The following is a 20916-nucleotide window of genomic DNA, read 5'->3' on the forward strand; positions in this document are numbered from 1 at the left end:
CGTGACCGTGATACGCCAGGTCCTGATGCTGCTGTTCGCATTGTTTACATCGGCTTTCATGGATTCCGGTAATGCTGGCGGCGTAATTCGATCGGCATCCTCCCCGGGTTTTGCTACTCCCACCGGAACATCTCTATCGGGTTTTCCGGAGACAATGACGGACGATGACGGTCGCAGTGTTCGTATGACTCACGCTGCAATGCGCATCATTTCACTTTCGCCCAATATCACTGAATTGATATTTGCTGCTGGAGCTGGGAAAAAACTGGTTGGAGTCAGCAGGCACAGCAATTATCCGGATACCGCAAAATCCATTCCCGACATAGGGGACTCATTCAGTCTGGATCTTGAGAGAATTGTCGCACTACAGCCCGATCTGCTGCTGGCCTGGCGCAGTGGCAACGCCAGAGCCGATATCGAGAAGATGGAAAGGCTTGGCCTGACTGTTTTTGCGACAGAAGCAGTCACGCTGGCTGATGTGCCGCGCCTGCTGCGAACTATCGGCACGCTGGCGGGCACATCAGGGCCAGCGCAACGGGCAGCGAAAGCCTATGAGGAGGAATTGCAGGGGATCGAGAGCAGCTACAGCAACCGGCCCAGGATCAGCGTATTCCAGTTGATCTGGCATCAGCCGCTGATGACGGTAAACAACCAGCACCTCATCAGCGATGTCATCCGTGTATGCGGCGGCACGAACGTGTTTGCGCTGGCATCTTCCCTGACACCAATGGTATCCGGGGAAAACCTGCTCGAGGTGGATCCGGATGCCATCATCAGCAGTGTCTCATTGGAGCAGGACGAAAGCGCGCCGGCTGAAGTCAAGGCTTTCCTCCGGCAGTTTTCGCCGCTCAACGCGGTGAGGAATAACAATGTATTTTTCGTGCACCCCGATCTGATCCAACGCCAGACGACGCGCGTGTTGCAGGGGACCCGTCTGGTTTGCGAACAGCTGGAACGCGTTCGTTCCCGCCGGAAAACCGCTCGCCTGCCTGATCCCTGATTTCGTGCTCCCCCGTGAACATGCACCGGCAGGCCCTCGGAAGCGGATTTGTCAATCAGGAGGATAAGAATTTCTCTTGAGAAAACAGATGAATGGTAAAATAAGCGTTAATGCTTTTGCCTTCCCCGCCCTGCATTGAATGCCTCACGATTTGTAGAATGGCTGGCACTCGCAGGCATACAGAGGTTATCCAGAGGATTAAATTTGAGGGTATATGTCGAATGCTAACCGTACCGCCAACGGTATTTGTGCTTGAATGAGGTGTATTTAATGGAAAACGGCGAAATGATCAAGGTATTGCTTGCAAACCCTCGCGGTTTCTGTGCAGGCGTGGACCGGGCAATCGAAATTGTCGAGCGTGCACTGAGTGTGCATGGCGCGCCGATCTACGTGCGCCACGAAGTGGTGCATAACCGTTTCGTAGTGGAGGATCTGGAAAAAAAGGGAGCAGTATTTGTCGAGAATCTCGATGAAGTCCCAGCCGGCAGCATTCTGATCTTCAGTGCTCACGGAGTTTCCCATGCGGTGCGACGCGAAGCCGAGGCGGGACAATTCAAGGTATTCGATGCCACGTGTCCGCTCGTGACCAAAGTTCACATCGAAGTGGCAAGGATGCGTGACCAGGGAAGAGAAATCATCATGATCGGCCATGCGGGACATCCGGAGGTGGAAGGGACCATGGGCCAGGCCGAGGGAGATGGTCCTTCCATGTATCTGGTGGAAACAGAAGAGGATGTCGAGAAACTGCAGGTGCAGGATCCGGCTCACTTGGCTTACGTGACCCAGACCACCTTATCCGTGGACGATGCCAATCGTGTGATCCAGGCCCTGAAAGGTCGTTTTCCCAACATCCTCGGTCCCAAAAAGGATGATATCTGCTACGCCACCCAGAACCGGCAGGATGCGGTAAAAACGATGGTCAAGCAGTGCGATCTCGTGATTGTGGTGGGCTCGCCCAATAGCTCCAACTCAAACCGCCTGTGTGAAGTCGCGAGAAATGCCGGCGTGGACGCGTACATGCTGGACCGGGCGGAACAATTGCAGGAAGCCTGGCTGAAAGGCAAAATGCGGATCGGTATTACTGCGGGGGCATCGGCGCCGGAAGTACTTGTACAGGAAGTCATCTCGCGACTCAGACAAATCGTGTCAGAGCAAGCGGAAAGGGAAGTGGTGGTGGAAGAGTTGAGAGGAGTGGTCGAGTCAGTGGTGTTCCCATTGCCAAGAAACTGATCCCGGCTTTTCATCGGATAGTTTTACTCTCTTAGATCGGAAACTCCTTGCTTCCGTCCATCAGTGCCCGCTCGGGCTGACGCGGCAACCTCACAGCGACACAGCGGGTAGCTGCGGCATTCATTCATCTCCTACGTTCTCACCGAGTTTCGGCATTCATACGCATGCAGGTTGTTCCAGAGTTTTTACAAGTTCATTCGATCCGACTGTTTCAGCCAATAGCAAAATGCAACACATATACGAAAAGGCAAGAAAGATCACGATGGTTATCTTCGATGTGGATGGCGTGCTCACGGATGGGAGCCTCTATCTCACGGACGGAGGTGAGGAGATCAAGGCGTTCAATAGCCAGGATGGCCACGGCCTGAAAATGCTCAAGGCCACGGGAATCAAGGTGGCGCTTATCACTGGCCGTCAGTCCCGCTGCGTGGATTTGAAGGCAAAGGACTGGGGCGTTACTCTCGTCTATCAAGGCGCAAAAAACAAGCTTCCCGCGTTCGAGGCCTTGCTCGAGGACCAGCAGCTGGATGCATCCGTCTGTGCATACGTGGGAGATGATCTAATCGATCTGCCGATCCTGCTGCGCTGCGGTCTTGCCATCTCTGTGCCTGCCGCGCCTGCCCTCGTGAAAAAGCACGCGCACTATATCACCCGTCTGGAAGGAGGGCGAGGTGCGGCGCGCGAGATCTGCGAAATGATAATGCAGGCACAGGACACGTTGGACGCGCATCTTGCGACTTATCTCACATGATTGGTCGCCTTCGCTTCGGGTTCCTTTTCGTTATAGTAGCCCTGTTTGCATCATTGCTAATCCTGCTGAACCAGGACGGGCACACACCTTTGCTTGCGCCGGAGAGTATATCGGTACGGGCGCCCGATTATGTTTTGGAAGATTTTTCTGCCATTCGCACGGATGAGAACGACGCGGGATACAAAATGCTTCTCGGAAAAAAAATGGTGCATTATCCCGACGATGATTCGGCTGAGTTGGAACAACCACGCTTAATTACTATCGAACCCGGTAAACCTTCAGTACAACTGCAGGCGGATCATGCGAAGATGTCTGCCGAGGGCGAAGACATTTATTTGAGTGGCAATGTGGTGATCGTCCGAAACGCGGGTAAAGGCCGCGGTGAGACAATCTTGACAACCAGTCTGCTGCATCTCATTCCCGACCAGGACATTGCACGAACGGACAAGCCCGTAGAGATAACTGAAACGAACGCCACTATCAGAGCGATTGGAATGGAAATGAACAATCGTACCGGCAATACCCAGTTGTTGTCGCAAGTAAAGGTCGTGCATGACAAGAAACGCTAGGTTCTCTTTCACGGCTCCCATGAAACCCCTGTCTGCCGCTTTTCTCGTTGTAATGCTCTTCAGCGCGCCGGTTCTGGCCGAGCGGGCCGACAGCGAGAAGCCTGTGCATCTGGAGGCCGACCGCGCCACCGTGCAGGATGCCAACAAGCTGGCTACCTTTATCGGCAATGTCGTACTGACACAGGGAACACTGATTATTCGCGCGGATAAGATGACAGTGAAGGAAGACGCCAACGGTTTTCAATACGCCACTGCATTCGGCAATCTTGCCAGTTTTCGCCAGAAACGCGATGGCAAGGATGAATACGTGGAGGGCTGGAGCGAGCGTATGGAATACGATGGCAAGGCCGACAAGGTTCAGCTTTTCAAGAAAGCAAGGTTGAGACGCGGAAAGGATGAAGTTCATGGGGACTATATTTCCTATGATGCGGTCAACGAATTCTTCCAGGTAAATAGCGAGGGTGGAACGAGCACCCAAACCCATTCCGAGGGCAGGGTGAGAGCCGTGATACAGCCCAAAAAGAAGGAGCCCAAACCCGAGGCAGACAATTCATAAACGAACACCATTATGGAACTTCCCCTCTCTTCAGCCCGCGGTCACGCCAATCATGCTTCCCAGGCCCCTGAAGCTTCCCTGGTTTTCTCAGGAAAGAGAAGTGAATTCAGAGCGGAAAATCTGAAAAAAAGCTACAAGTCGCGCACGGTGGTGCATGATGTTTCCCTTTCGGTTAAAAGCGGAGAAGTCGTTGGCTTGCTGGGGCCCAATGGCGCAGGCAAGACCACCTGTTTTTACATGATGGTGGGCCTTGTACCGCTGGATGGGGGCAGCATCGTCCTCGATGAGCTTGACCTCAGCCAGATGCCCATGCATGAGCGCGCACGCCTTGGTTTGAGCTATCTACCGCAAGAGGCTTCGATTTTCAGGCGACTCTCGGTAGCCGACAATATTCGCGCTGTACTGGAATTGAAAAACCATGGGGCTGACGAGATGCAGCAGCATCTCGACAATTTGCTGCATGATTTGCATATCAGTCATATACGCAACAGTGCGGCCATCAGTTTGTCCGGCGGGGAACGGCGGCGTGTTGAAATTGCCCGGGCGCTGGCGACAGGGCCACATTTCATCTTGCTGGATGAGCCGTTTGCCGGAGTGGATCCCATTGCCGTGCTGGACATTCAGAAAATTATCCGCTTTCTGAAGGAGCGGGGCATCGGTGTGCTGATCACCGACCATAATGTCCGGGAAACATTAGGAATCTGCGACCATGCCTACATCATAAGCGACGGCAGGGTGCTTGCGAGCGGCAGTCCAGACGAAATCATTTATAATGAAAATGTGAGAAAAGTCTATCTAGGAGAACATTTCCGCCTTTGAAAATAAAGCTTCGCTTTACCTGAAACCGGCTTTATCGCTGTTTTTCCAATATGAAACCAACTCTTCAAGTCAAGCTGTCGCAACATCTGGCGCTCACGCCGCAATTGCAGCAGTCCATCCGGTTATTGCAACTCTCCACGATAGAGTTGAACCAGGAGATAGAGCGCATCGTGCAGGAGAATCCCCTTCTGGAACTTGATGACAGCATCGGCAACGACAGTACGGATTATCATAACGTCATACCGGAGGAGTTGGCCGCACCGTTGCCAAATGAGCTGGAGGTTGCCGAGGAAAGCATCCCTATTCTCTCCGTCGAAGCAGAAACCGATGTGAAGCAGCCGCTCGACGAGCGGGAGTGGCTTCCGGATGACAGCGTTTTTCGACACAACCGGGACGATGAGGACGAACGTGATATTCCGCAGCAAGCGGTGGAACCTCCGAATCTGCGCGACCACCTCAACTCGCAGCTCAGCCTGAGCCAGATCTCCCAACGCGATAGAAAGATCACCGGATTACTGATCGACAGCCTGGATGATGATGGCTATCTCGTCCAGGACCTGGAAGAATTGGTCGATCTGTTGCCCGCCGAGCTATCAATAGATATCGACGACCTGCACATTGCCCTCGAACATTTGCAGCACCTGGATCCCCCCGGCATCGGTGCGCGCAACTTGAGAGAATGCCTCGTCATGCAACTGCAGGCGCTGCCCCCCGATACGCCCTACCTGCAGCAGGCATTGGCGCTAGTGAACAATCATCTTGAAAGTCTGGCATCCCGAGACTTCAGCGCCATCAAGCGGGTGCTGCACTGCAACGACGACTGTCTTCGTTCCGTCCAGCAGATGATAACGCGGTTGAATCCGAGACCGGCCACGGCCTTCAGCTCCGCAGTTGCCTGCTACATCGTACCTGACGTCATTGTGACCAAAGTCGGCGGTTCCTGGGTAGCCAGCCTTAACCCGGAAGCAATGCCGCGTCTCAGGATCAACCGGCTCTATGCCGAGATCCTGAAAGGATGCAATGATGACTCTACCCGTCGGCTGATCAGCCAATTGCACGAAGCAAAATGGCTGGTAAAGAACGTACAACAGCGTTTCAACACCATCCTCAAGGCCTCGGCAGCCATTGTGGAACGCCAGCAGCAGTTTTTCGAGCATGGAGCAGTTGCGATGCGTCCGATGGTATTGCGGGAAATCGCCGATGTGTTGAATCTGCATGAATCCACCATTTCGCGGGTTACCACGCAGAAATTCATGCGTACGCCGCGCGGTATTTTCGAATTGAAGTATTTTTTTGGCAGCCACGTATCAACGGATAGTGGCGGTGCCTGCTCCGCCACCGCCATTCGCGCGTTGATCAAGCAAATGATCAGCGCAGAAAACTCGAGGAAGCCGCTCAGCGATAATCAGATCTCGGAGGTCCTGGGGCAGCAGGGTATCATGGTTGCTCGCCGTACCGTGGCAAAATATCGGGAGTCCTTGCAAATTCCTTCCGTCAATCTTCGGAAATCGTTTTAACCCCAGTTCATTTCATAGGAGCCACAAATGAACACCCATGTCACAGGTCGGCAAGTCGAAATCACCCCTCCATTGCGCGATTATGTTGTTTCCAAATTGAGCCGGATCACTCAACGTTTCGACCAGATTGTGGATATCACAGTGACCCTTTCCGTGGAAAAACTGGAGCACAAGGCGGAGGCGCTGGCCCGGGTGCCTGGCAATGATATTTTTGTCGAGGCAGGCAGCACCGATATGTATGCTTCCATAGATAATCTCGTTGATAAACTCGATCGTCAATTGGTCCGCCGCAAGGAGAAAAATGAAAGCCAACGCACGGATGCCGTTTAAGGAATTGCGGATCAGGGCAATCTGAATCAACGATCAGGTGTAGCAACGATAAAGAGTTCTGCATCAACGGACTCAACACCGCTTTTCGCTCCGAAACCGTGAACTTGTTCCGGAACTCCCGGGAAGAAGCTCATGATTTTTCCCAATCCTGATAATCGGGAGGTACTCAACCAGATGGTCGGAATCGACGCCAGACAGCTTTTCGAGGAAAAACGCCAGAAACTGGATCTCACCTGGGAAGCGGGACGGGATGGAGGCGACAGGAGTCTCGATAATGAAGCGATCGCGCGTTCGACGCAGGGGATGATCGGACACCTCAATTTCATCCATCCCAACTGGATTCAGGTACTGAGCGAAACCGAGGCCGAATATCTCAACGCGCTCGATCCTGCTTCCCTCGAACAACATATGCGCAGGCTTGCCGAAAGCGACATGCTATGCATCATTGTTACGGCGGGCACATGTGTTCCCGATTCCATAAGGTCCCTGGCGGATTCCACCCGTACCCCTCTCTTCTGTACACCCTACTCCAGTCTCGAGATTCTCTGGATATTACGTCCCTATCTCGGGCGAGTCCTTGCTCCTTCCTGCAGCAGGCATGGTGTATTGCTCGACGTTCTTGGCCTCGGCGTAATGATTACCGGCGAGAGCAGTGTCGGCAAGAGCGAATTGGCGCTGGAACTGGTGAGTCGCGGACATGGATTGGTGGCGGATGATGTGGTGGAGCTCTATCGTATTGCGCCGGAAATGCTCGAAGGGCGCTGCCCACCCATGCTGCGCGATTTTCTCGAAGTACGGGGACTGGGAATGCTGAACATTCGAACGATTTTTGGCGAAACGGCGGTACGGCGCAAAAAAAACATGAAACTCATCGTTCACTTGCAGAAACCCAGCAGCACCGATCTCAACGCAATGGAACGGCTGCCAATCAATGATGTCACTGAGAATATCCTGGATGTCAACATCCGGAAAGTCATCATTCCAGTTGCCGCCGGCCGAAACCTCGCTGTTCTGGTAGAAGCGGCGGTACGGAACTATGTTTTGCAGTTGCGCGGCATAGACAGCGGTCAGGAATTTTTCGCGCGCCATCAACAGGAACTCGAGAACGGGCAAACATAAACACGTGGGCGAAAACAGAGTTAAAACCTTCTCGTCCTTCCCTGCCTTTCCGCTCACGGATATTCTCATCCGGTACGATTTGAATCTATGCAGTTGATCGTCATCAGCGGCCTGTCAGGCTCCGGCAAGAGCATTGCGCTTACCGTTCTGGAAGATAACGGCTACTATTGCGTTGACAACCTTCCGGCCAACCTGCTGCTGGAGGTGACGGTTTATTTGAAGCAATCCGGTCACGAGCGCGTCGCCGTCAGCATTGACGCCAGAAGCCGCGAAACCTTGCATCTCCTACCACAGCGGTTGGCCGACTTGAGGCGGCAGAAAATGGATATCCACCTGTTGTTTCTCGACACCAAGACGGATACGCTGTTGAAGCGTTTTTCCGAAACTCGCCGCCGTCATCCACTCAGTGACAATCAATCCACCCTGCCGGAATGCATAGAGATGGAACGCGAGATGCTGCGTGAAATTCATGATCTGGCGAACCGCATCGATACCAGTGACTTGAGCGCGAGCTCGCTGCGAGCCTGGATAAGAGATTTCATCGGGCTGGAACCCGGGCGCCTGACGTTGCTGTTCCAATCTTTTGGCTTCAAGCACGGCATCCCGCTGGACTCCGATATGGTGTTCGATGTTCGCTGCCTTCCCAATCCCCACTATGAGGCCCTTCTGCGACCTTTGACGGGAAAGGATGGCGCCGTGATCGAATACATGGATGCAAACAGCAGCGTGAATCGCATGTTCGAGGATATTCGCCGATTCGTCGATGACTGGTTGCCCTGTTTCATCCGCGATAACCGCAATTACCTCACGGTAGCGATCGGCTGCACAGGAGGGCGGCACCGTTCCGTTTATTTCGTGGAGCGGTTGGCGCGTTATTTTACGGAAAACAATCAGGTTCTGGTACGGCATCGGGAATTGAATGCATAAAACGCTATTCGCCCCCTGCGACATTGCAGCCCTGTCGGCGAACAGGACCTCCCCGGTCGCCGATTACTTATCCATTTCCAGACATTGAATTCCCGCGCCAGTACATCGAAAACTGTCACGCTTGCTTTTACCGGCGCGTCCGGCATGCCCTATGGCATGCGTTTGCTGGAACTGTTGCTCGCAGCCGGCACTCGCGTCTACCTGATGTATTCCCAGGCAGCGCAGATCGTGGCTCACCAGGAAATGCAACTGGTATTGCCTTCTCGCGCCAGGGAAGCCGAGGAGCTGTTGCGTCGGCGTTTCAGTACTGAACAGGACCAGTTACGCGTGTTCGGACGGGAGGATTGGTTGGCTCCGGTTGCCTCCGGCTCCAACCCGGCTGACGCAATGGTGGTTTGCCCCTGCACCATGGGTACGCTTGCTGCAATTGCCGCAGGAATGAGTCAAAAGCTGATTGAACGTTCAGCGGACGTAATGCTGAAGGAAAACCGGAAGCTCATCCTCGTACCCCGGGAGACCCCATTTTCCGCCATTCACCTCGAAAATATGCTGAAGCTTGCGCGTAGCGGCGCAATAATCCTTCCGCCCAATCCCGGCTTCTATCATCACCCCCGGGACATTCACGACATGGTGGATTTTGTAGTGGCGCGTATCCTCGATCATGTGGGAGTCGCCCATACGCTCATGCCGCGCTGGGGAGAAGAAGGTACTGCGGATTGAATTCGGCTTGGCGCGTTCTCGTGCCGCTGAACTATCCTTGGGTCTCCTTGATTTCTCCTGTCCTTGCGGTGAGAATATCGGCGCATTGGCCAGCAGAAACGGATTTCAATCCCCTGTGGGTTGCATGATAAATTCCCGCCTCGGTGACAACGAAATCCATGGGAATATCGTGTGCGTGGGGATGCAAATTTTCCAGGCGGAGAATTTCGAACGCAACACCGATAGCGAGCGGACGCGGCTTCATGACGGCTAGCGTACGATCGAAATAACCGCTGCCGTACCCCAAGCGAAAGCCAAGTTTGTCGAAGCCGATCATGGGAATGATCAAAGCATCCACTGTTACCAGATCGGTATTGTCAGGTACCGGAATATCATAAGCGCCTATTTTCATGGGCGCTTCCTGCCACCACTTGCGGAAACGAAGTGGCTCATGTTTATTCACTACCTCGGGGAGCGCAAGCGTGGCGCCCCGGGTCTGGAAAAAAAACATGAGCGGACGGGGATCATATTCGCCTCGATGAGGCCAGCAAAACCCGACAGTACTTGTCCGTAGCGCGAGAAAGCCTTGTTTCAGCAGCTCGGTAATGGCAGCGCTCCAGCGACGATGGTCGGCTTCGCCTATGCATTCCCTGGCCGCCATCAGTTCCGCGCGCTGGTGCCTTCTCCAGTCCTTCCAGTTATTCATCACTCTTTCGAATATATACTCGGTCAGTTATCTGCCATAGCCAGAATTTCAAGCGGCTCTGTTTGAGATGCATATTGTAGAAGTACTTTCCTCACGGGGGAGGGAATGGCAGCTTTCAGCGTATCCTCCGCCCTCATCCATACACAGGGATTCCCGGGCTGCGATAAGGCCTCTGGTGCCAAGTCGTCCGGCGGGGGGGAAATGACCTGCAGGATGAGCGGATAAATCCGCAATCTGAAGTGGGTAAAGGTGTGAGTGAGCGCTTCCATCTGTGAGATTGGGCGCACATTTATCCCGAACCGCAGGCAGTATTCAATCACATTCTCATTCATCCCCACCTCTGGCAAGCTCCACAGCGTACCCCAGATCCCCGCGCTCGGCCGTTTTTCCAACAGAATCTTGCCCTGTACCACCATCAGCAGCAGCACCACTTCCCTTTCCGGCAATATCTTCCTCGGCCGAGGGGTGGGCAGGCTACCGGCTCGGTTATCCCTGAACGCAATACACTCCAAGCGAAGCGGGCATGAGACACACCTGGGGCGGGCGCGGGTGCAGATAGTTGCACCCAGGTCCATCAGCGCCTGGGTATAGGCCTCAATATCGCGTTCGATCGGGCTCTCATCTCTCTTTGGCAGCAATGCTTCCGCTTTTTGCCACAACTGCGCTTCCACCTGCTTTTCGCCCGGGTAACCCTCGATTCCGAAGCAACGCGAAAGAATGCGTTTCACATTGCCGTCGAGGATCGCGGCTCGCTTTCCGAATGCAAATACCGCAATTGCCGCAGCGGTGGAGCGGCCGATTCCCGGAAGCTGACGAATGATGTCAACCTCCTCGGGAAAAATTCCGCCATGCTCTCCCACAATCCGCTGCGCCGCTTTATGCAGGTTCCTCGCACGTGAGTAGTAGCCCAATCCGCTCCACTGTACCATTACCTCATCCAGCGATGCGGAGGCAAGACTTTGTATGTCGGGGAAGCATTGCAGAAATCGCCGGTAATAGGGAATAACTGTTCCCACCTGCGTTTGCTGCAGCATGATTTCAGAGAGCCAGATGGGATAGGCGTCACGCGTGTTCTGCCAAGGCAGATGGTGGCGGCCATGCTCGCGCTGCCAGCGGATGAGTCTGGTGGCGAAAGAATTCGCAATAGAATCCGAAATATCTCCTCCCGCGCTCATCAAGGTCGTATGTCCACTCTGACCTTCGATGCCGTGAAGTCGCCCGCCTTCAATACGCCTACCCGAATCGACCCTTCCACGTTCAAGCCCTCCAGATCATCCAGCACGTTTAATTCGAATGAGCGCTCCGGGTGGCTGGCTTTTTGTCGCTGCTGCCCATCTTGCTGTCGCGCCGAAAAACGGTCCAGATTCAGTTCATCGATATCCGCTTCAAAAGCGAGGTGCGGCGGAATGAAGCCGCTTGCCGAAAATATCGCCGTGATATTACTGTCTGCCAAGGTTCCGTTCAGCTTTGTCCACGCATTGCCGGCCAAGCCGTCAAGGGAGGCGCTGCCGAAGAAGCTTCCTTGAATGCCATTCGCGGGGAGACTTGCACTATTCGCCTCGATTTCTGCTTTCAGTTCTGGCAGCCTCAGCCAAAGCGCCTGGATATTGCCGCCAAGTGGCGAGGAAAAATGGGCCTTTATAACTCGGCCTTCGCTTTCTGATTCCAGATCGGCCGAGAACCCCTCACTCCGGAACTCCGCCAGGGTGCCCTGTATCGACGAAAGAGAAAACTTTCCGCGGGTCAGACTATGGGACCTGTTAATTTGTGCCACTCCCAAAACTTTATCCGCGGTCACTTTCTGTCCCTTCAAGCCTAGATGAATGGCATTCACTCCAATATTAAAACTGCTGTCAACGTTTCTTATTCCAGCATCGAAGATGAATTCCTCGGCACCAAATTCCCCTCCTTCTTCCAAAAAGCTGGCAGAAAAATTTCCGCTCGACTGGATGAGCAATCGGGCTGTACCCGGAAGCTGCGCCTCGGCAGCGAGTTTCATCCCATTGAGTGCTAAATACTGCCTTTCTGCGTTCAAAGTCAGGTGAAAACGTACACGGGTTGTTATATCAACTTCAGCACGCTCAGGATGAGCTATGTTAAATGCCAATTCCACTTTGCTGCGAATTGCATCATCTCCGGAATCCGCTCGTTGGTCCGCCCGGTCAGCTTCCAATCCAACGTTTCTGAATACCAAATGCGTATCGCTGCCTTCATCGCGGAAGGCGAGCAGGGTTTTTTCCATATGTACCCGCCCTATATCGAATCGGAAGCGTTCCCGTTGCTCCTCGCTCCTGATCAGATCATCGATGTTCGTGCTGCCATCGGAAAAACGGATCAGATTGGCTTTCAGCCCTGTGATATTGATTTCGTCCAGCACCAGTTCCTTTCGAAGCAATGGCAGGATTTCAAGAGAAACGTGAGCCTTCTCTATGGTCGCGAATTCTTCGTCACTGTTATGTTCACTAAGGGAAAGTCCGGTGAGTTTCAAGCCAGGACTGGGAAAGAACGCAAGCGCAATGGGACCATCGAGCCTCAGTAGCCGCTCCTTTTTCTCTTTCACGAGCCGGATGATCTCTGGCTTGTATGCATTGGGATCAAAAATGACAACAATATAAATGATGCTGCCCAGCAGCAGAATCGTTAAGCCGGCAAACAGGAAGAAAGCCCATCTGGTACAGTGGGGGTAGCGGTTCATAGGCGGGGAGAAATGGAGCGGGTGAAGGGAATCGAACCCTCGTCGTAAGCTTGGGAAGCTTCTGCTCTGCCATTGAGCTACACCCGCCGCATAGCTGCGGATTATACGGAAACTAAGCCATAAATGGCAGTGGCCGTTTCCTTATTCGAAACCAGGTTCTTCATTCGGGTACGCACTGACTTTTCCTGGTCGTTGGCTGCCTTGGCAGCCTCGTTAGTCTTTTGCGTCCTCTTCACATACAGCCCCAATCGCCCATCACGCCGTTTATCCGGGCGAAGTTCGGGGTACGGAAAGCACACTATGTAAGACAGTTAAACCGCTTCATCATGATGCTGAACCCCTCTGACTACAATCGCTAGCACGCTAACCTCTATTGATCCCGTTCAAATATGGGAAGTTTCGCTCCACAATTCTGGCAAAATCTTGCGTTCTCTTCCAGTCCTGTTGTTAGGCACTCAGGGCAGGTCCGAGTATTTGGCGGGCGTTTCATCGCGAACCGTTGAGCAGTCATTTCCGAAGTGATAATTCCAGTTGGGACAGCAAGGATACTCCACCCGACCAGCATGGTGATTGACGTAATGGCGCGTCCCAGATCAGTTTGAGGGGTAATATCGCCAAACCCAACGGTTGTGACCGCTGTAATAGCGAAATAGACCGATGTCGGAATACTGCTAAACGGAGAATTCGGACCTCCTTCTATTACATACAGCAGGGTGCCATTCAAAATCACCACGATCGCTACCACAGACAGGAAAATCAGGATTTTGCGCCTGCTCGCTATGATTGCGCTGCCCAGCACCGAATACTCCTCCACGTACGCGGTAAGCTTCAGAAGGCGAAACATTCGCAGCAATCGCAGTAGGCGAAGATCGACTAACGCATGCAGTTCCGGTATGAAAAAGGCAGCATATGTTGGAAGGATTGCAAGAAGATCCACTATCCCAAAAAAACTCCTGGCATATCGCAGGGGATGTTTTACGCACCACAGTCGAGCTATGTATTCGATCGTAAACGCAACAGTGAAAAACCACTCCAGAGCATTCAGGATTCCACCATATCGGTAGTTAATCTCGGAAACGCTATCGAGCATCACCACGACCACACTTAACAAGATGGCAGCAATGAGCGAAAAATCGAACCATCGCCCAGCGCGAGTCTCGGCTTCGAAGATAATTACGAAGAGACGGTCACGAAAGCCGGACTCCGGTTTCCCGAAATACGTGGCAACGTCGCTTCTTGAGATCGGCCGTGGCACAACGTTTTCCTGTTCCTGTTTTTTCATAAATAAGTCTTAAAGAGTAAAAGGTATTCAAGCTGTTACTGGTCCTAGCATCTGCCACTTCAATTTCTCTTTGTCCAATGCCCCCTTCATGAACAATAAAAAATTTAGGCATACGAGTGACCCATAAATGAACATGCTGACCACCTCGTGATTTTGGGGCATATCCGGAATGATCATGGCGATCTGTGTAATGCTCCATTATGAAGCACTACGTTTTCTTGGCCTCACATTGGCAGTATGTCCATAAACGCATTGCCGTATTGCGGGTAGTGATGGGACTATTAATCGCACATTTCTGGAGGTGTCGGTTTTTACCGTTGCCTACCTGTTTGTGGAGCATGAGATGGGGTTTGGTCGAATCGCCGGTATCACAACCGGTGACATTTTTGATTATTTTTATTATGCATCTATCTCCTACACGACCGTTGGTTCGGGGATTTGGCATCTGTGGGATAAAACGGAATCAGGATGCGCTCCTCTTTCCGTACATCAGGATTAATGTACAGGGACATCGCCAGCGGATCAGCACTGGCGATCCTTACGTCATGAGTAGTCGCAGCAGATGATGCAGAGTCTTGCGCTAAAGAGGGGCATCCTCCGAGGAAAGAAGAAAGCGGGCTTGCTACAAATCATCTGCGGGAACACGCTCCTGCGCCCCAGTGCCTTGGTTAGCGTAGGAGCCAGCCATCTGGCGGCAGCTCTCGGCACACTCGCGGCAGACTCTGGCACACTCTTCCATGTCACCTACCTGTTCGCAACTCCTGGCACAGGCTTCGCAGGCTTCGGCGCAGACTCCGCAGAGCTGGCTGCTTAAAGTGGAGTTGCTCAGCATGAAATTGGCCGAGGTCTGACAGATCTCGGCACAGTTCCACATAAGCCGCATATGGTCTGGGGAAACGTGTTTGCCGCCCGACTCCAGACAATGGGTCATCGCTTCGTGCAGGCACGTTTGATGGCATCGATTACAAGTATCGATGCATGATTGCATTTTGGGATCGGTAGTATGGGTCATCGCGGAGCCTCCTTTAAATTGGATAAGCAAAAAGCAAGCGAAATCATGATCCTGTTACTATGAAAAGTCCGTACGGTGACAAACGGACCAGCAGGGTCAACTGCTTGCAGCCCAACCCATGATGGGACGTGCCCGTGATGAACTCATGCCTGACTTCGTAGCTTTCCTATCGGCGTTACATACTGTTTTACGAACTGGTTACGGATTGCATTGCTCTAAGGCGCGTATTGCGTAGTGCCCGCGACATTCCCTCTCAATTCGAAAGCGAGTGATACAACAGGAGAGCTTGCACCCTCTTGTTCCCCTCGCATTGGACTCCCATATCGTTTTTTTATTGGCTTCTCTGCGCCTACATGATGGGAATCGCGATAGACTTTCTGTTTATCCCATCCCATCATGGCTTCGGCTAATATCTATTACGACAATACGTCGCTTGAACGTTTATTGGAGAAATCCAGGCAGGACTTCCCCATTGCTGGAGTCGCAATTAAACTGGAGCGAGATTCTTCAGAAACACAAGCCGACAGTGCTCATGAAGTTATCCGGATTGTTCTTGATCCACAACAATTTGCTTCATTGCTCGGAATAGTAAAGGTTGGGTGCGCGAGTGGCATTGCCGAAGTTGAGGGAAAACCTGCCGAACTGATAACTGAAGACTTATATGAATGGATAAGGCGATTTTTAAAAAGGCTCGCCGAGGATTTCATAAAGGACCCCCTTCGCGTTCGTTACGGAAAAGGCATTCGCGGCATTCACCTTGCTATTACCTCCGGCAACGATGCAGAGCTAAAATGTGGATTCCACCTGATTTACTCTGACAATAACAAGAGATTCAGTTATGACAGGTTATCAGCTTGCCTGGACATCTTTCCCATCATCATTCGGCCCATCATCAGGTCTCTCGCAGAAACTGCAAAGATAAGGGCAGTAACAATTCAGGGCTGTCTTGGGTTCGACAACCAGGCAAGCTGGCTATTTTCGATAGAAACCGCGAAGAATCTTTATAGTTTTCCTGAGATATCCCTGGAGAACGTTATTGATTCTGACACGGCCAGGAAAACCGTCAGCGACTGGACCAAACGCTCCAATGAAATAAAGAAAACACCCTTAAGAACCATGAGAGCTTTCGATAGAGACTAACCTCTTCTTCGCTTCGCACATAAGCGTAACAACATAAAAAAACGGAGAATCAAACCATGAACAAAAATGAACTCATCCAGGCAGTCGCCGCAAAAACCGGGTCGAGCAAGGCCGAGGCCGAACGCTGCGTCCGGGCCCTGCTTGAGACAATCTCGGAAACGCTACAAAAAGGAGAGCCTATAACACTCCCTGGTTTTGGCACTTTTGAAGTGCGCGACCGGGGCGAGCGTACAGGGCGTAATCCCAAAACCGGGGAAGAATTGAAGATAGCCGCATCGAAGGTTGCCGCATTCAAGCCGGGGGCAACGCTAAAGGCCGCTGTGAGCGGCAGCGGTAAATAAAAACCGACAAAGCAGCTGATAGGATATTTCACGCGCGCGAAAAACCTATCGCATTCAAACGCGCTCAAAATTTCCTTCCAACCAGAGCGCCATTACTTCGTCGACAAGTTCGTCCAGATCCCAGCGTGACCAATCCACATTACCCATATTTTCAAGCAAGATACCGTCTTTCCTTGGGTCATCTGGTGAGGGCGCTACTCTAGCCGTGATACCGGATTGATGCACGGCGACTCGGGAAATCATTTCAAGCGTCCAGAGTGAACGCCAGTTCTCGTTATCCCAGTTCATGATGTTTGCTCGATCCATGGCCAGGAACGCGGGAGCATTCCCGGCATTATCAACAGATGTACAGTCGGCTAAACAATAGCAAGTCACAGAGTGCCATTTCAGGCATTTACTTCACGCAAATGCCGCTGCAGTCAGCCCCGCCCCTTGCCGGGTCACAATCGTCCGACGGATCATCCACACACTTCTTGCCTTCAGGGCAGGGAAATTCGGCAATACCGCCGCACATTTGCCTGGGTTCTTTTCCCCCGTAAGCAGAGCTTCCCTTGCGGGGATATTCGACCCGTTTGCCTCCCCCCGCCCTGGTCGGCTCTGCGGTACCAATTTTGACCGTTTCGCGGACCTGGCGCGCTTCTATCGCTTCAACATCAATCGATTCGACATCTCCATCTGTATGACGAGCGGTATAAACTCCGACGACGTCCAGAGGCACTGGGCTTTTCACAACCAGGAAGCCCTCCAGGAACGCAAAATCAACGCATACGCCATCGATTGGACAAAAATAGCCCGCGATGTCAAAGAAATTTATTCCCACCGCTCCGTCAGGCTGAAGCTCAACCTCCTTGAATGGCGCCACATCGAACCCTCCCGATTCCGAGCCAAACTGTCTCGCCAGCGCAACCTTGGCGGCAACACTGATTCTTTTGCCAGTCGGGTTATGGATGTTGACAGCTGTACGATAAGTCCCTTGTGCCAGCGTCCCGTCCTGGTGCGGGCGCAGCAGCGAGCACACTACTTTCGCCGAATACTGATATTCAGTCTTGATCGTCTTTGCATGTTTAACCTGCTCTGCCTGGGACAGGGGGCTCATAAACAAACCACCTAATCCCATCAACACGGTCAAGACGCTGATCATCCGCAACTGTGTCATGATAAAGCCTCCTTTTTGTTGGGCTTGATACAATCATCGCGGCGATCCATGAAATGTTTTCGTCATAGAGAGAGTTAGATGACTTCATAGAGATTCGTTGATCGCACTCGGGGCAAACAGGAGCAAACCGCTCAATTTAGTCATAGCAGCGTTTCCTTCATAGTCAAGCGATTAGCCTTCTGCCCCTGGAAAGCATCGCCTTAGTTCGCCAACGCACGGATCGATGTAGTCATTCAGTTATCATATCCCCGAAAATTCCCATCCACATCATGGAGGCGGTCGACATGAGCATGCCCGGATTTACTGCGGAGGTTGCTTTATATGGGTCAGGCAGATACTGCCGTGTATTTGGAGCTGTGGAGCAAATCACAGATGGAGTGCAGTTAGCACAGCTAAGGGGCGAAATCCGGATGTCTGCGCGTAGACCGGAAATTTCGGTTGCCGATTTTCACTTCCAGACTGCGTGGCTTGAGTGCTTCTGTTCCACAACAGAAGGTTGGTGTTCTTGTATGCCAAGGCGGGAGGTTATTACTGCCTGAGTCAAGCAGGGCAATGTCCCGTCGGTTTTATATCGTCGTCTCTTTATTGCAGATCCTGCTCCATTCCCTCAATCACGGTCCATTTTCTCACTTGAACTAGCAGTAGAACTAGCAGTAGGATTAACTGGATAAGTAGAGGACGCGATAACGGATGATATGGCGGAAAAACTGGAAATTCCTTCTCTTACAGCATTGTGCTTGTCGCCAAAGGAGGCATTTGGTAGGAATTATTGGGATTGGACGCCCCCCGCATCTGCAATCGTTCCAATCAGCGTGGCGAAGTGGGCTTGCAAAGATACTTCTGGAAACCTGCACTGACCGCTTTGACTTGCGCCTCTCCCTCACTTAACACAGAGAGCGCAACCGCAGGAATATCCCTGTCCTTGTCTGGCGGTAAATTAAATTGCGCACCGCGCAAATGAACTGGTAGCCATCGATGCGCGGCATGATAATGTCACTGTCGATTACATCCAGCCTGTGCGCTTGCAACTGCTTCAATCCCTCAGCCGCGCTGCGGCAGGCAATGACCCTGAGCCTGATAGAAAGACAACATGCGTTTCGTGGTGTCCAAGGCTCCTGGTTCGTCATCCCCGATCAAGACCTTGAGTCCGGAAAGAAGCCTCAAATCTTCTGTCTGCATCTGTGGTCTGCCCTCGGATTTGATAATTCGTCTTGGCAGTGCCAGGAGGCGATGGTTGACGACCAAAAACAGGCCGTATCACGAGCTACTTGCGCTACTGTTGACCCTACTTGAAACGGTTGCAGACCTGACAAGCAACCCATCACGAAATCAGGACGACAAGGGCTCAGATGCGGGGCTGGAGGATTGCCAATTGCGGAAGTGAACGGATTTGCCGCATGAGTCTTGGACACCCTGGACGGAAAACCTGATGGACGGATAAGCGACTCGTCCACGAGGTTTCCCCTAGGGCATCAGTAAGCTATCTACCTTTGCAAATCCCCGGGCAATCGGCCCCGCCCCGCTTGGGATCGCAATCATCGGAAGGATCGTCCACACAGGTTTTGCCTTCGGGGCATCGAATACCTGCGATTCCCCCGCACGCTTGCTGCTTAGTCTTGCATTCACCCTCATGGTCGATTGATACTCCTGCAGCCGCCGCTGTACATGCGTTCCCGTACGTTTTTCCGTCGCAGCCGCAAACGGGCCGGAATTCGCGCGTGCAATTTCTTGGTTTTGTCTTGCAGGTGCCTTGTGCATCCGCGATCTTGCATTGACCGACGCCAAAATCACAGTACTGTTTTTCATCGGGACAACGTTTTCCAGCAATGTCGCCACAAACGTTCCCCTCCCCTGTCCCGGAACCAACAGGTTTACACTGGCCTGTAAGCTCAACATTCAGGAAGGTACCTGTCCGTGGACGAATCTCGCGCAACTTGTGTACAAACTCCCTAAACTGGTTAGGTTTCGCGCTGAACCCTTCTTCCGCGCAGGCGTTAAGACCGCCTTCAATTTGCACGGGACCGCCGATTCTTGGGCTGTAGACGATAAAAGTATCGACAGCCTCCAAGGAAATGGCCTTGCCGACCTGCTGGCGAACTATCGCCAGGGCGGAACTATCCAGCGCACCTCCGGTGCTGCCCAGATTAATGTTTACAGCGCGGTTTGCCGGATCACCGGTGGTTTCGCCAGCTTCACGTTGCTGGGCAATAACGGCGGTGGAGCCCAGCAGTACTGCTCCCAATAGAAAAGCATGAGTTAATTTCTTCATTTTTTCCTCTCACCAATAGTTAAGTTAACAAGATCACGTAACCGACCCTTTCTTCCCTCCTGGTGGAGTTACTCCTGGAGCAGGCGGTCCACAGCTCTTTTTCAACACTCCGGCAATTAGCGTCCCCCTTGAGTGGATAGCGCCTATTCTCATGCCGAAGATTCTTTTCATGCTCGCCTGTATTTCCTTGCTGATCGGGAAAATTCCGCCATTTACCATTTTTCTGTCAGGGGTAAGGAAACACTATTAAAAATAGATCACGCTCTCCAAAAAACAAGGGGCAATAACGCACGTACTGAACTCGAAAAACTGTATGACTGCCGTATCTGTAATCCATGCTGCACCCCCTTCGTGCAGCATATTCTCGCGGCTAAAGCCGGTGGTTTAAACCGGGGGATAGAAAATTAATCATGTTTGGACGCGGCTTTTGAACCAGTGAGAACGACGACTCGGAAAACGGGTGCGGTAGCGTACATATGAAGGATTGTATCGAGCGTAGTTATCGCGAAACCACATGGATGCTTTCTGACGATCTAGCAGGAGAGAATTATGGGCTGCCAACGGATTACGATAATTTGGATTGGGATTCTGCTGCTCGCCAGCAGCGCGGGAAGCGTGACAGCGGAACAGACGAAAAAGGTTGTTGAGATAGCGGCGTTGGATAGCCCAAGCGGCCCACCTCAATCCTATTCTCACCCAACAGTGCAACAAATCTGACCAATTTCATTAGATCAAGCTGAAACAGAGGCCTAAGAAACTTATCCACAATCCTATCCCCGGTCTATCCCCGGTAACAGG

Annotated in this window: 23 protein-coding genes and 1 tRNA gene; 14 read left to right on the plus strand and 10 right to left on the minus strand. The window is 52.5% G+C overall.

What is annotated here, in order from left to right; all coding sequences use genetic code 11:
• Nucleotide 1: 1 nt before the first annotated feature.
• The 11 genes from BMY01_RS14995 to BMY01_RS15045 all read left to right on the plus strand — a co-directional run bounded on the left by BMY01_RS14995 (nucleotide 2) and on the right by BMY01_RS15045 (nucleotide 9538).
• Nucleotides 2-1000 (plus strand): cobalamin-binding protein, encoded by a 999-nt coding sequence (locus tag BMY01_RS14995; protein ID WP_254772775.1) that lies wholly within the window; start codon nucleotides 2-4, stop codon nucleotides 998-1000.
• A 285-nt stretch (nucleotides 1001-1285) separates the two neighbouring features.
• Nucleotides 1286-2230, plus strand: coding sequence for a 4-hydroxy-3-methylbut-2-enyl diphosphate reductase (ispH, locus tag BMY01_RS15000; RefSeq protein ID WP_074748956.1), 945 nt, complete (start codon nucleotides 1286-1288; stop codon nucleotides 2228-2230).
• A gap of 226 nt (nucleotides 2231-2456) precedes the next feature.
• Complete coding sequence (locus BMY01_RS15005) at nucleotides 2457-2981, plus strand: KdsC family phosphatase (protein WP_074748935.1); 525 nt, start codon at nucleotides 2457-2459, stop codon at nucleotides 2979-2981.
• On the plus strand, nucleotides 2978-3550 hold the full coding sequence (gene lptC, locus BMY01_RS15010; RefSeq protein WP_074748936.1) for an LPS export ABC transporter periplasmic protein LptC: 573 nt from the start codon (nucleotides 2978-2980) through the stop codon (nucleotides 3548-3550). The genes BMY01_RS15005 and lptC overlap by 4 nt, the downstream gene beginning before the upstream one ends.
• Nucleotides 3551-3569: 19 nt before the next feature.
• Complete coding sequence (lptA, locus tag BMY01_RS15015) at nucleotides 3570-4106, plus strand: lipopolysaccharide transport periplasmic protein LptA (protein WP_074748937.1); 537 nt, start codon at nucleotides 3570-3572, stop codon at nucleotides 4104-4106.
• Between the two features lie 12 nt (nucleotides 4107-4118).
• On the plus strand, nucleotides 4119-4925 hold the full coding sequence (lptB, locus tag BMY01_RS15020; protein ID WP_254772776.1) for an LPS export ABC transporter ATP-binding protein: 807 nt from the start codon (nucleotides 4119-4121) through the stop codon (nucleotides 4923-4925).
• 50 nt (nucleotides 4926-4975) lie between these two features.
• Complete coding sequence (locus BMY01_RS15025) at nucleotides 4976-6442, plus strand: RNA polymerase factor sigma-54 (RefSeq protein WP_074748938.1); 1467 nt, start codon at nucleotides 4976-4978, stop codon at nucleotides 6440-6442.
• A 27-nt stretch (nucleotides 6443-6469) separates the two neighbouring features.
• Complete coding sequence (gene hpf, locus BMY01_RS15030; RefSeq protein ID WP_074748939.1) at nucleotides 6470-6772, plus strand: ribosome hibernation-promoting factor, HPF/YfiA family; 303 nt, start codon at nucleotides 6470-6472, stop codon at nucleotides 6770-6772.
• A 174-nt stretch (nucleotides 6773-6946) separates the two neighbouring features.
• On the plus strand, nucleotides 6947-7891 hold the full coding sequence (gene hprK, locus BMY01_RS15035; RefSeq protein ID WP_074748958.1) for an HPr(Ser) kinase/phosphatase: 945 nt from the start codon (nucleotides 6947-6949) through the stop codon (nucleotides 7889-7891).
• An 87-nt stretch (nucleotides 7892-7978) separates the two neighbouring features.
• Nucleotides 7979-8818 (plus strand): RNase adapter RapZ, encoded by an 840-nt coding sequence (rapZ, locus tag BMY01_RS15040; RefSeq protein ID WP_074748940.1) that lies wholly within the window; start codon nucleotides 7979-7981, stop codon nucleotides 8816-8818.
• Between the two features lie 144 nt (nucleotides 8819-8962).
• Complete coding sequence (locus BMY01_RS15045; protein ID WP_254772778.1) at nucleotides 8963-9538, plus strand: flavin prenyltransferase UbiX; 576 nt, start codon at nucleotides 8963-8965, stop codon at nucleotides 9536-9538.
• 31 nt (nucleotides 9539-9569) lie between these two features.
• Here the strand turns inward: BMY01_RS15045 and BMY01_RS15050 are convergent, their stop codons facing one another.
• From BMY01_RS15050 to BMY01_RS15070, 5 genes are all read right to left on the minus strand, one after another.
• Nucleotides 9570-10223, minus strand: a complete 654-nt coding sequence (locus BMY01_RS15050) for a 5-formyltetrahydrofolate cyclo-ligase (protein WP_074748942.1) — start codon at nucleotides 10221-10223, stop codon at nucleotides 9570-9572.
• A gap of 23 nt (nucleotides 10224-10246) precedes the next feature.
• Complete coding sequence (gene mutY / locus BMY01_RS15055; RefSeq protein ID WP_074748943.1) at nucleotides 10247-11398, minus strand: A/G-specific adenine glycosylase; 1152 nt, start codon at nucleotides 11396-11398, stop codon at nucleotides 10247-10249.
• The gene (locus BMY01_RS15060) at nucleotides 11398-12918 is read right to left on the minus strand and encodes an AsmA family protein (protein ID WP_074748944.1); all 1521 of its coding nucleotides are present in this window, start codon (nucleotides 12916-12918) and stop codon (nucleotides 11398-11400) included. Before BMY01_RS15060 ends, mutY begins: the two co-directional genes overlap by 1 nt.
• A gap of 13 nt (nucleotides 12919-12931) precedes the next feature.
• Nucleotides 12932-13005: transfer RNA gene (locus tag BMY01_RS15065), tRNA-Gly, on the minus strand.
• Nucleotides 13006-13288: 283 nt separating this feature from the next.
• A complete protein-coding gene (locus tag BMY01_RS15070; RefSeq protein WP_074748945.1) occupies nucleotides 13289-14200 on the minus strand; it encodes an ion transporter in 912 nt (303 codons plus the stop codon).
• Between the two features lie 562 nt (nucleotides 14201-14762).
• Between BMY01_RS15070 and BMY01_RS17895 the strand changes: the two genes are divergently transcribed.
• From BMY01_RS17895 to BMY01_RS15085, 3 genes are all read left to right on the plus strand, one after another.
• Entirely contained in the window at nucleotides 14763-15014 is a 252-nt protein-coding gene (locus BMY01_RS17895) for a hypothetical protein (protein WP_175463287.1), read from the plus strand.
• A 642-nt stretch (nucleotides 15015-15656) separates the two neighbouring features.
• The gene (locus tag BMY01_RS15080) at nucleotides 15657-16352 is read left to right on the plus strand and encodes a hypothetical protein (RefSeq protein ID WP_139176943.1); all 696 of its coding nucleotides are present in this window, start codon (nucleotides 15657-15659) and stop codon (nucleotides 16350-16352) included.
• A gap of 56 nt (nucleotides 16353-16408) precedes the next feature.
• A complete protein-coding gene (locus BMY01_RS15085; protein WP_074748948.1) occupies nucleotides 16409-16693 on the plus strand; it encodes an HU family DNA-binding protein in 285 nt (94 codons plus the stop codon).
• A gap of 54 nt (nucleotides 16694-16747) precedes the next feature.
• Here the strand turns inward: BMY01_RS15085 and BMY01_RS15090 are convergent, their stop codons facing one another.
• The 5 genes from BMY01_RS15090 to BMY01_RS15105 all read right to left on the minus strand — a co-directional run bounded on the left by BMY01_RS15090 (nucleotide 16748) and on the right by BMY01_RS15105 (nucleotide 20118).
• Entirely contained in the window at nucleotides 16748-16981 is a 234-nt protein-coding gene (locus tag BMY01_RS15090; protein ID WP_139176944.1) for a hypothetical protein, read from the minus strand.
• A 106-nt stretch (nucleotides 16982-17087) separates the two neighbouring features.
• A complete protein-coding gene (locus BMY01_RS15095; protein ID WP_074748950.1) occupies nucleotides 17088-17849 on the minus strand; it encodes a Kazal-type serine protease inhibitor domain protein in 762 nt (253 codons plus the stop codon).
• Between the two features lie 884 nt (nucleotides 17850-18733).
• Nucleotides 18734-18886 carry a response regulator gene (locus BMY01_RS17900; RefSeq protein WP_175463288.1) on the minus strand — a complete coding sequence of 51 codons (153 nt, stop codon included), beginning with the start codon at nucleotides 18884-18886 and terminating at the stop codon, nucleotides 18734-18736.
• Between the two features lie 4 nt (nucleotides 18887-18890).
• Nucleotides 18891-19028, minus strand: coding sequence for a hypothetical protein (locus tag BMY01_RS17905; protein WP_175463289.1), 138 nt, complete (start codon nucleotides 19026-19028; stop codon nucleotides 18891-18893).
• Between the two features lie 301 nt (nucleotides 19029-19329).
• Nucleotides 19330-20118: a Kazal-type serine protease inhibitor domain-containing protein gene (locus tag BMY01_RS15105; RefSeq protein WP_074748952.1), complete on the minus strand. Its 789-nt coding sequence runs from the start codon at nucleotides 20116-20118 to the stop codon at nucleotides 19330-19332.
• Between the last annotated feature and the right edge of the window lie 798 nt (nucleotides 20119-20916).

This window comes from Nitrosospira multiformis (assembly GCF_900110185.1).
Classification (GTDB): domain Bacteria; phylum Pseudomonadota; class Gammaproteobacteria; order Burkholderiales; family Nitrosomonadaceae; genus Nitrosospira; species Nitrosospira multiformis_A.